This window comes from Streptomyces sp. NPDC031225 (assembly GCF_055570355.1).
Map to the genome: position 1 here is coordinate 332,354 of NZ_JBVIHJ010000008.1, position 8,993 is coordinate 341,346.

Sequence of the window (8,993 nt, forward strand, 5' to 3'; positions counted from 1 at the left end):
ATCGCTGCTCCTCGGTGTGGGTCAGTCGTGCGGGACGACGGCGACGGGGGCGGTGGAGTGGTGCAGGACGGCGTGGGCGACGGAGCCGATGTGGGCTCCGAGCGGGCCGCGGCGGATACGGCGGCCGACGACGACCAGAGATGCCTCACGGGAGGCATCGACGAGGTGGATGCCGGGGCTGCCGTAGCGGCACTCCTCGGTGACCTCGGCCTCCGGGAACTTCTCGGTCCACGGGCGCAGGACCTCGGTGAGGGCGGTGGATTCGCGCAGTACCAGGGAATCCTGCACTTCGAGGTCCACGGGCAGGCCGTAGGCGTAGTAGGCGGGCGGGTTCCAGCCGTGAACGACCCGCAGGGAGGCGCCACGGCGGGCGGCCGCGGCGAACGCGAACCCGATCAGTCCGTCGTCGGGGCTCTCGATGTCGAGGCCGAGGACGACGGGCCGGAAGGGAGTGGTTGCGGACGGGATGCCGACCGGGTCCATCACGTGCTCGTCGGCAGCCTGCTCGCCAGCCCGGACGAACACGACCGGCCGGTCTGCATGTGCCACGACGGACAGCCCGACCGAGCCGACCATGAACCCGCCGATCCCGCTCAGCCCACGGGAGCCGAGAACGAGCAGCTCCGCGTCCTTCGCGGCGCTCGCCAGTACGTCAGCGGGCGGGCCGGACACCTGTTCAGTGGTCACGTCGAGGCCGGGGTGGCGCAGCCGAACGCCCTCGCCCGTCTCGCGGGGAATCCTCTCGGTCCAGTATTGCTGCGTCTCGGCTCCGAGCAGCGGTCCCTGCGCCATGGGCGCCGGTACGGGCTCCCAGACCTGGACCAGCTTCAGCGGCAGGCCGAGCAGCCGTGCCTCTCGGGCGGCCCACTCGGCCGCCGCCCGGCTCTCGGCGGAGCCGTCGAGGCCGACGGTGACGGTGCGGGTCATGATGTCCACCTTCTGGATCGGGGGGTCCTGATTCGAGCCTGGTCCTCGGATGAGGCGCCCGGCAGGGGCCGCAGGTCCCTGCAAGGGACCGAACGGCCCTGGCCGGTGTTCGGCGCGGCGGGCCCACCGACGAGCCCGCTGCCCCTCCCGCGATCACCGCAGCCAGTGGCTACGGCGGACCAGCGGGAGCTTCACCCAGAGCCTGCCGAGGCCGAGGGTGCCGCCGGCGGAGACGGCGGCCAGGGCGATCAGGACGACGGCGGGGATGAGGTGGTAGTCCACGAACGGGTTCGACGACATGCTCGGCGAGCCGTCGGAGAGGTGCTGGGCGGGCGGCCACTCGGCCAGCCATGAACGCCATCATCAAGGTGCCCGCAACGGCCGCGAAGCGCAGTGCGACGCCGGCGATGAGCGCGACCCCGATGCCGAACAGGCCGAACAGGCCGAGCATGAACAGCCAGTTGACCGAGGCTGCCCCGGCCCAGGAGTGGAACGTGGACTCCATCGGACCGCCGGCTACGGAGCTCAGGAAGCCCTTGGTCGGCGAGCCGCCATCGATCCAGCCCTTGCCGGAGGGGGTGGCGTAGCCGAGGCCGAAGGTCCGTGGCCGCGGGGATGAACGGCCCTGTCTCCAGGGGCCGTTGGGGTGCCGCGATCAGTAGGCCGACAGACCGTGCGCCCGGAACTGTTGACGGACACGTTCGACCAGTTCGGGAGTGGGGACGGGACTGTCGCGCAGCGGGAACGGAACGTCGAGGGCCTCGTACTTCGCGGCGCCCAGTTTGTGGAACGACAGGATGTCCACGCGGTCGACCGTGCCCAGTCCCGCGACGAAGGCGGCAAGGCCGTCCACGGATTCCGCGTCGTCCGTCCAGCCGGGGACCAGGACGTACCTGATCCACATCGGGATGCCGAGTCGGTCGAGGCGGGTGGCGAAGTTCAGGGTGGGGGCGAGTTCCCCACCCGTCAGGTGGCGGTAGGCCGTGAGGTCGAAGGACTTGATGTCCAGGAGCACCAGGTCGGTGTCGGCGAGGAGTTCGTCCGAAGCGCGGGCGCCGAGGAACCCGGAGGCGTCGAGGGCGGTGTGCAGTCCGGCCTCCTTGCAGCGGCGCAGGATCTCGCCGGTGAAGGCGGTCTGCAGCAGCGGCTCGCCGCCTGTGAGGGTCACACCGCCGCCGGCGATGGTGATGAAGGCGTGGTACTTCTCGATCTCCGCCATCACCTCGTCGACCGTCGCCTCCTGCCCGTCACGCATGTGCCAGGTATCGGGGTTGGCGCAGTACAGGCACCGCAGCGGACAGCCGGAGACGAAGAGCACGAACCGGGTCCCGGGGCCGTCCACGCCGGTGGACAGGTCCCAGGAGTGGATCCGGCCGGTCGTCACGGCCCGGACGGCGCTCACAGCGATCCGTGGAAGGTACGGCTGATCACGTCGAGCTGCTGCTCGCGGGTCAGCCGAACGAAGTTGACGGCGTAACCGGAGACGCGAATGGTCAAGTCCGGGTACTTGTCCGGGTGTTCCATGGCGTCTTGCAGCGTGGAGCGGTCAAGTACGTTCACGTTCATGTGGAAGCCGCCCGCCGCCATATGGGCGTCGAGGATGCCGACCAGGTGCCCGGCACGTTCCTCGGGGCGGTGACCGAGTCCCTCCGGGGTGATGTTCGTCGTCAGCGAGATGCCGTCACGGGCCTGTTCGTACGGCAGCTTTGCCACCGAGAGCATCGAGGCGGCGACCCCGTGCCGGTCGCGGCCGTTCATCGGGTTGGCGCCGGGGGCGAAGGGCGCTCCGGCGAGCCGGCCGTCGGGGGTGTTGCCGGTGTGCTTGCCGTAGACGACGTTCGAGGTGATCGTCAGCACCGACTGGGTGTGCTCGGCGCCCCGGTAGGTGGGGTACCGGCGCACCTTCTCCATGAAGGACTCGACGAGTCCTACGGCGATGCTGTCGGCGCGGTCGTCATTGTTGCCGTACGCGGGAAAGTCGCCCTCGGTACGGAAGTCGACGGCGAGGCCGGTGGCGTCCCGGAACACCTTCACCCGGGCGTACTTGACGGCGGACAGGCTGTCGGCGGCGACCGACAGACCTGCGATGCCGCAGGCCATGAAACGGTGCACCGGGTAGTCGTGCAGCGCCATCTCGATGCGCTCGTAGGCGTACTTGTCGTGCATGTAGTGGATGACGTTCAGCGCGTTGACGTACGTCCGCGCAAGCCAGTCCAGGACGTGGTCGTAGGCCTTGGACAGTTCCTCGTAGTCCAGGTACTCGCCGGTCAGCGGGGGCGTCGGCGACGCCACCTGTTCGCCGGTCATCTCGTCCCGGCCGCCGTTGACCGCGTACAGCAGCGCCTTCGCGAGGTTGACCCGGGCGCCGAAGAACTGCATCTGCCTGCCGACCTGCATCGCCGACACACAGCAGGCGATCGCGGTGTCGTCGCCGGTGCACGGGCGCAGCAGCTCGTCGGACTCGTACTGGACGGCGCTGGTGTCGATCGAGACCTGGGCGCAGAACTCCTTGAAGGCACAGGGCAGTTGGGGCGACCACAGGACCGTCAGGTTGGGTTCGGGGGCGGGGCCGAGGTTGTAGAGGGTCTGGAGGAAGCGGTAGGAGGTGCGGGTGACGAGGGTACGGCCGTCCTCGCCCATGCCGCCGATGGACTCCGTCACCCAGGTCGGGTCGCCGGAGAACAGGGCGTCGTACTCGGGGGTGCGCAGGAACCGTACGATCCGCAGCTTGATCACGAAGTCGTCGATCAGTTCCTGGGCGCGGGACTCGTCCAACACGCCTTCGTTCAGGTCGCGTTGGAGGTAGACGTCGAGAAAGGTGGAGGTGCGGCCGAGTGACATCGCGGCGCCGTTCTGCTCCTTCACGGCGGCCAGGTAGGCGAGGTATACCCACTGCACAGCCTCGTGGGCGGTCGCGGCGGGGCGCGAGACGTCACAGCCGTATGTGGCCGCCATCCGCGCCAGTTCGCCCAACGCCCGTGTCTGCTCGGCGAGTTCCTCCCGGTCGCGGATGACCTCGGCACTGGACGCGCAGGCGTCCAGCAGGGCCCGCTCGGCCTTCTTGGCCTCGATCAGCCGGTCCGTGCCGTAGAGCGCCACGCGCCGGTAGTCGCCGATGATCCGGCCGCGGCCGTAGGCGTCGGGCAGTCCGGTGATGATGCCGGCCTTGCGGGCGGCGCGCATTTCGGGGGTGTACGCGTCGAAGACACCGTCGTTGTGGGTCTTGCGGTAGGTGCCGAAAACGCGCGTGACGAACGGATCGGCCTCATAGCCGTAGGCCCTGAGGCTGTTCTCGACCATGCGCAGGCCGCCGTTGGGCATGATCGCGCGCTTCAGCGGGGCGTCGGTCTGCAGGCCGACGATCAACTCCCGTTCCCGGTCGATGTATCCGGGCGCGTGCGAGGTGATCGTCGACGGGGTCGCCGTGTCGATGTCGAGGACGCCCTTGCGGCGCTCCTCCGGGAACAGGGAACTGACCTTCTCCCAGACGGCGCGCGTGCGGTCGGTGGGACCGGTCAGGAAGGTGGCGTCGCCTCCGTACGGCGTGTAGTTGGCCTGGATGAAGTCGCGCACGTCGACGCGCTCGCGCCACGGAGTGCCGACGAAACCGTGCCATGCCTCGGTTGCGCACGTTCCCGCTGTCACTGTCGCTGTCATCGCCGGTTCTCTCCCTTGCTTCGCACGGGGATGTCTCCCTGACTCCATGCTCGTGTGACGTGCTGGCGGTCAGGAGGGCCGGACAGGGGCGTGGACTCGGCCGTCCGGCCCCCTCCTGCCAGGGCCGGACGGCCCTCCGGTCGGCGACCGTCACCCGGCGGGCAGGTCCGGGCGCACAAGCGTGCCGGACCTGCCGTGGACGATCTCGTACGCCGCGTCCAGGGCCCCTATCGCGGCCAGTCCCCCGGTGCGTTCGACGAACCGGGCGGCGGCCTCGGTCTTCGGTCCCATCGAATCCTCGGGGAAGCCTCCTCGGCGCAGATCGGCGGGAGTGGCGCCGAGGACAGGCTGCTGGTCGGGGGTTCCGTAGCCGGAGTAGACACAGGGCACGTCGGTGAGGATGAGCAGGAAGTCGGCCTTCAGGTGCTCGGCGAGCAGCGCCGCCGTGAGGTCCTTGTCGAGGACGGCCTCCGCCCCGGTGAGCGCGCCGGTGTCGGGGTCGGCGGTGACGGGGACGCCTCCGCCGCCCGCGCAGATGACGAGCGTGCCGCTGCCCAGCAGGTCATGGATGGTGTCGGTCTCCAGGACGCGTACGGGTGCCGGGGAGGGGACGACCCGGCGCCGGCCGGTGGTGTCGGCGGCGATGTGCCAGCCGCGTTCACGGGCGAGCGCGGACGCGATGCCGTGGGGGTACACCTGGCCGACGAACTTCGCGGGGTGCTCGAAGGCCGGGTCGTCGGCCCGGACAAGGGTGTGGGTGACCAGCGCGGCGATCCGGCGTCCGGGCAGGGCGTCGTACAGGGTGCGGGCCAGCAGGGAGCCGATCATGCCCTGGGTCTGCGCGCCGAGCAGGTCCAGCGGGTAGGGGGCGCTCAGGGCGGGGTCGGCCGCGCTCTCCGCGGCGAGCACGTCGATCTGGGGGCCGTTGCCGTGGGTGATGACGATCTCGTGATCGTGGGCGAGGGCGGCGATCGCGGTGGTCACCCGGTCGATGTTCGCCTCCTCAACGACCGCGTCGGGGCGATCACCGCGGCGCAGCAGGGCGTTGCCGCCGAGGGCGATGACGATGCGCATGGCTCAGTCCTCCAGAGGGGCGACGCGTACGGCTTCGATGGCGTGCAGGCGGTTCTCCGACTGAGCGAGACGATTGGTGCGGGTGAGGAGAACACGCCGTCGACGACTTCCGGTTCGGGCAGGGCCGACAGACATTGCAATGAACTCGACGTCGGAGTTTCCGGTAGCGGCCGGCATCTCCTCACCGACCCGGTACAAGACGAACAGCCCGATCCGCCGCCACCCTTCAGAGGCCTGGAGGGAATGAGGTACCCCAGCTCGCCCCTCCACCCAGCGGGTCGTCTCACGTACTCATGGAACAACCCAGGCGGTGGCGCCACAGCATGCCGGAAGTCCCCTGCTCAGAGCCGAGTGGCCCGGCCGGTGGACCGGGTGGCCCATGGTCGACCGCCGGGCCTCGGGCACACGCTGGACATGACAGTTCCCCGTCTCGTCGGGAGGCACGCCATGATCACCACCCCCACGACCAGCATGCCGCGCGCGCTGCCGGTCGAGCACCAGCAGCGGCTCATGGGCTTCGCCCACGAGGTCTCCTTCCCGCAAGGGGCGCGCCTGTTCGAGGAAGGGAGCCGGGCCGACCGGTTCTGGATCATCCGCTCGGGAGCGGTCCAGCTCGACATGCATGTGCCGGGTCGCCGCGCGGCCGTCATCGAGACCCTGCGGCACAACGAACTCGTCGGCTGGTCCTGGCTGTTCACCCCGCACTCCTGGCACCTGGGCGCCGAGGCGACGACCCCGGTGCGGGCGTACGAGTTCGACGCCACGGCCGTCCGCCTGATGTGCCGGGAGGACCCGGCCATCGGCAGCACCATCGCCCAATGGGTCGGCGGCGTGCTCGCCCACCGCCTCCGCTCCGCCCGGACCCGGCTGCTGGACCTGTACGCCCCGTACGGCGCCGGCAGCCGGGGCTGAGCGCGCCCCGCCGCGCGAGCCGAAGCGCCAACAGGAGGTGCGGTCGCGTCGTCGGCGTTTGTGCCGGAGGCCGATCCGCTGCCCGAGGAGGAGTTCCGCGACAGGGACCCCGACCGGTACGCGCAATTGCGGCGCCTGTCCGACCTGGCGAAGGCTGACGCGACCACCGCAGAAGAACTGATGACCGCGCTGGTCCTCACCATCCACGCCAACACCACGCTCGCCCAGGCTGCCCGGACCGTGGCGCACCGTAAGGTCGAGCGCCTCCCACTGATCGACGAGCTGGGCATGCTGGGGGGCATCGTCAGCAGGGCCGATCTGCCCAAGGTGTTCGTGCACGGAGACGAGGAAATCGCGGAGGAGGTCCGTCGCGAGGTGGTCGTCCACCCCTTCCCGACACCGGGCTCAGCGATCTGCGTCGATGTGCACGACGGAGGGTGAAGCTCGCCGGCCACGTCCGGGAAACGTTCTTGATCCCCGTGACCGCCCGGCTGGTGCGTGCTGTCGAGGGCGTGGTGGACGTGGACTTCGAGCTCGGACGGTTCGGGCGAGCGGGTCACCGGAAGGGATTCGCCGGTCAGTGAGGACAGGTCGAGTGTGAGGGTGCCCTCGATGATCCGCGCGTCGGCGCAGACCCGGTCGCCCTCGGAGACGACGAGGATGTCGCCGGGCACGAGGTCCTTGGCCGCGATCTCGCACCGCACCTTGTCGCGTACGACCCGGGCGGTGGGCGGCAGGAACGCGGCCAGTGCCTCCACGGCTCGCTCGGCCTGCATCTCCTGGACGAAGGCGAATCCGGCGTTGAGGAGGATCACGGCCACAACGGCGATGGAGAGTGCGGGTGTTCCTCCGGCCCAGGCCAGAACGGCCGCGAGGGCCAGCAGGATCGCCAGGGGTTGGGTGAACTGGGAGAGCAGCTCGCCCGGCCAGCGCCTGCCGCCGGACCGGGTCAGCACGTTCGGGCCGTAGACCAGTTGTCTGCGGGCCGCCTCCCGGCTGGTGAGGCCCGAGGGGGAGGTGCGCAGGTCGCGGAAGAGTTCCGCCGGTTGCCGCCGTTCGTCGGTCTGCTCGGCGTTGTCGGGGTCATCGGCCGGTTGGGCTTCTCGCTCGGCGGTATGTGATGACCGGGTCATGAGGGGCTCTCCCGGGAAGGAACGTGCCTGAGATGGTGCGGACGCGTCGCGTGGCCGTCGCCTGTCAGTGCCAACGCACCTCGTGCGGGCGGTCGTTGACCTTGGCTGGCCGGCTTTGTGTCGTGCGGGTCACGGCTCGGGGATGACGACGACGGGGCAGGGCGCGTGCTGCACGCAGTGCTGGCTGACCGAGCCGAGCAGGATGCCGGTGAAGGTGCCGTGGCCCCGGCTGCCCAAGACCAGAAGCTGGGCGTTGCGGCCCGCGTCCATCAGTATCCGCACGGGATGGCCCTCGGCCACGCGCATCGTCACCTCGGCCGGATGGTCCAGTTGGGCGAGCACCGTGGCCACGGTTTCCTGCAGGGCTTGTTCGGCGATCTTGGCGAAGTCGCCTCCTTCGGGCATCGACGGGACCCAGCCATAGCTGTACCCGTACACCTCGGGGTACTGCCACGCGGCGACCGCTTCGATGGTGCTGCCGGTCAACTCGGCCTGCGCCAGGCCCCACCGCAGTGCCGCCTGTGAGCAGGGCGAGCCGTCTACACCCACGACGACGGGCCAGGGCTTCTCGTCGGTGTGCTGGGTCATGTCGTTCTCCTGCCGGTCGGTTGCGTACAGAGCCGGCTTGCGCGGCCGGCAGCGCAGGCTCGCGCCGCCGGGACTTCGGTGGAGGCGCCTGGACAGATGTGCCGGCCGTCACTGGGAGACCGGACAGACGGCTTCACGCTACGCACCCCCGCCGAACGCATGGCGGGCCAACCGGCCCTACCTCCAGGGCCGCATGGCCCTCTCTGTAGAGCCCACCTGTATCCGGGCCGAGAGGAACGCGATTGCGGACCGGTTGGCCCCTGCCGATGCCGCAGGCAGCGAGCCATGCTCGGAACACGGCACGAACTGCGGAACCCGGCCTGGCCCGCCACCAAGGGGTTTTCCCCTTCCTGGCGCATGAGCCCGGTCCAGCTTCTGGTCTTCCTTCAGGCTCCGGCTGGAGCACGAAGAAGCCAGAGGTCTCGTGCCCCAGCTGAGGAGCAGCACCATGGAACTACTCATTTTCCTGATCATCGTGGTGGCCGTGCTGGTCGTCGTGGTGATCGCCATGGCCATCAAGGTCGTCAAGCAGTTCGAGAAGGGGGTGCTGTTCCGGTTCGGCCGACTGGTCGGGCCTCGCTCTCCCGGTCTGCGGTTCATCGTTCCATTCGTCGACGTGCTGCACCGGGTCTCGCTGCGGATCGTCACGATGCCCATTCAGTCGCAGGGGATCATCACGCGCGACAACGTCAGCGTCGACGT

At 69.7% G+C, this 8,993-nt stretch carries 7 protein-coding genes and 3 pseudogenes; 3 read left to right on the top strand and 7 right to left on the bottom strand.

Translation table 11 applies throughout. The annotated features are described in order from the left end of the window. Positions 1-21 precede the first annotated feature (21 nt). The 5 genes and pseudogenes from ACZ48Z_RS16930 to ACZ48Z_RS16950 form a co-directional block, all read right to left on the bottom strand. Positions 22-927, bottom strand: a complete 906-nt coding sequence (locus tag ACZ48Z_RS16930) for a universal stress protein (RefSeq protein WP_468736615.1) — start codon at positions 925-927, stop codon at positions 22-24. 153 nt (positions 928-1,080) lie between these two features. Then, positions 1,081-1,531 (bottom strand): annotated as a pseudogene (locus ACZ48Z_RS16935) (hypothetical protein); the annotation flags it as partial. A gap of 51 nt (positions 1,532-1,582) precedes the next feature. Continuing rightward, positions 1,583-2,329 (bottom strand): pyruvate formate-lyase-activating protein, encoded by a 747-nt coding sequence (gene pflA / locus ACZ48Z_RS16940; protein WP_468736616.1) that lies wholly within the window; start codon positions 2,327-2,329, stop codon positions 1,583-1,585. Then, complete coding sequence (gene pflB / locus ACZ48Z_RS16945) at positions 2,326-4,584, bottom strand: formate C-acetyltransferase (RefSeq protein WP_468736617.1); 2,259 nt, start codon at positions 4,582-4,584, stop codon at positions 2,326-2,328. Before pflB ends, pflA begins: the two co-directional genes overlap by 4 nt. 150 nt (positions 4,585-4,734) lie before the next feature. Next, positions 4,735-5,658 carry a carbamate kinase gene (locus ACZ48Z_RS16950; RefSeq protein WP_468736618.1) on the bottom strand — a complete coding sequence of 308 codons (924 nt, stop codon included), beginning with the start codon at positions 5,656-5,658 and terminating at the stop codon, positions 4,735-4,737. A 447-nt stretch (positions 5,659-6,105) separates the two neighbouring features. Between ACZ48Z_RS16950 and ACZ48Z_RS16955 the strand changes: the two genes are divergently transcribed. Next, positions 6,106-6,570, top strand: coding sequence for a Crp/Fnr family transcriptional regulator (locus ACZ48Z_RS16955; RefSeq protein ID WP_468736619.1), 465 nt, complete (start codon positions 6,106-6,108; stop codon positions 6,568-6,570). Between the two features lie 41 nt (positions 6,571-6,611). Continuing rightward, positions 6,612-7,154: pseudogene (locus tag ACZ48Z_RS16960) on the top strand (CBS domain-containing protein); the annotation flags it as partial. 24 nt (positions 7,155-7,178) lie between these two features. On the opposite strand, the pseudogene ACZ48Z_RS16965 reads toward ACZ48Z_RS16960, so the two are convergent. Next, positions 7,179-7,703, bottom strand: a pseudogene (locus ACZ48Z_RS16965) (cation-transporting P-type ATPase); the annotation flags it as partial. Between the two features lie 129 nt (positions 7,704-7,832). Then, positions 7,833-8,291 carry a universal stress protein gene (locus ACZ48Z_RS16970; protein ID WP_468736620.1) on the bottom strand — a complete coding sequence of 153 codons (459 nt, stop codon included), beginning with the start codon at positions 8,289-8,291 and terminating at the stop codon, positions 7,833-7,835. 448 nt (positions 8,292-8,739) lie between these two features. On the opposite strand from ACZ48Z_RS16970, the gene ACZ48Z_RS16975 reads away from it, so the two are divergent. After that, positions 8,740-8,993: SPFH domain-containing protein (locus tag ACZ48Z_RS16975; protein ID WP_468736621.1), on the top strand; the 254-nt coding region annotated here is incomplete at its 3' end.

What these genes read in the sequence shown, in the direction of transcription:
- ACZ48Z_RS16930 (WP_468736615.1), bottom strand. Translation starts at nt 927, where the DNA reads ATGACCCGCACCGTCACCGTCGGCCTCGACGGCTCCGCCGAGAGCCGG.
- pflB (WP_468736617.1), bottom strand. Translation starts at nt 4,584, where the DNA reads ATGACAGCGACAGTGACAGCGGGAACGTGCGCAACCGAGGCATGGCAC.
- ACZ48Z_RS16950 (WP_468736618.1), bottom strand. Translation starts at nt 5,658, where the DNA reads ATGCGCATCGTCATCGCCCTCGGCGGCAACGCCCTGCTGCGCCGCGGT.
- ACZ48Z_RS16955 (WP_468736619.1), top strand. Translation starts at nt 6,106, where the DNA reads ATGATCACCACCCCCACGACCAGCATGCCGCGCGCGCTGCCGGTCGAG.
- ACZ48Z_RS16970 (WP_468736620.1), bottom strand. Translation starts at nt 8,291, where the DNA reads ATGACCCAGCACACCGACGAGAAGCCCTGGCCCGTCGTCGTGGGTGTA.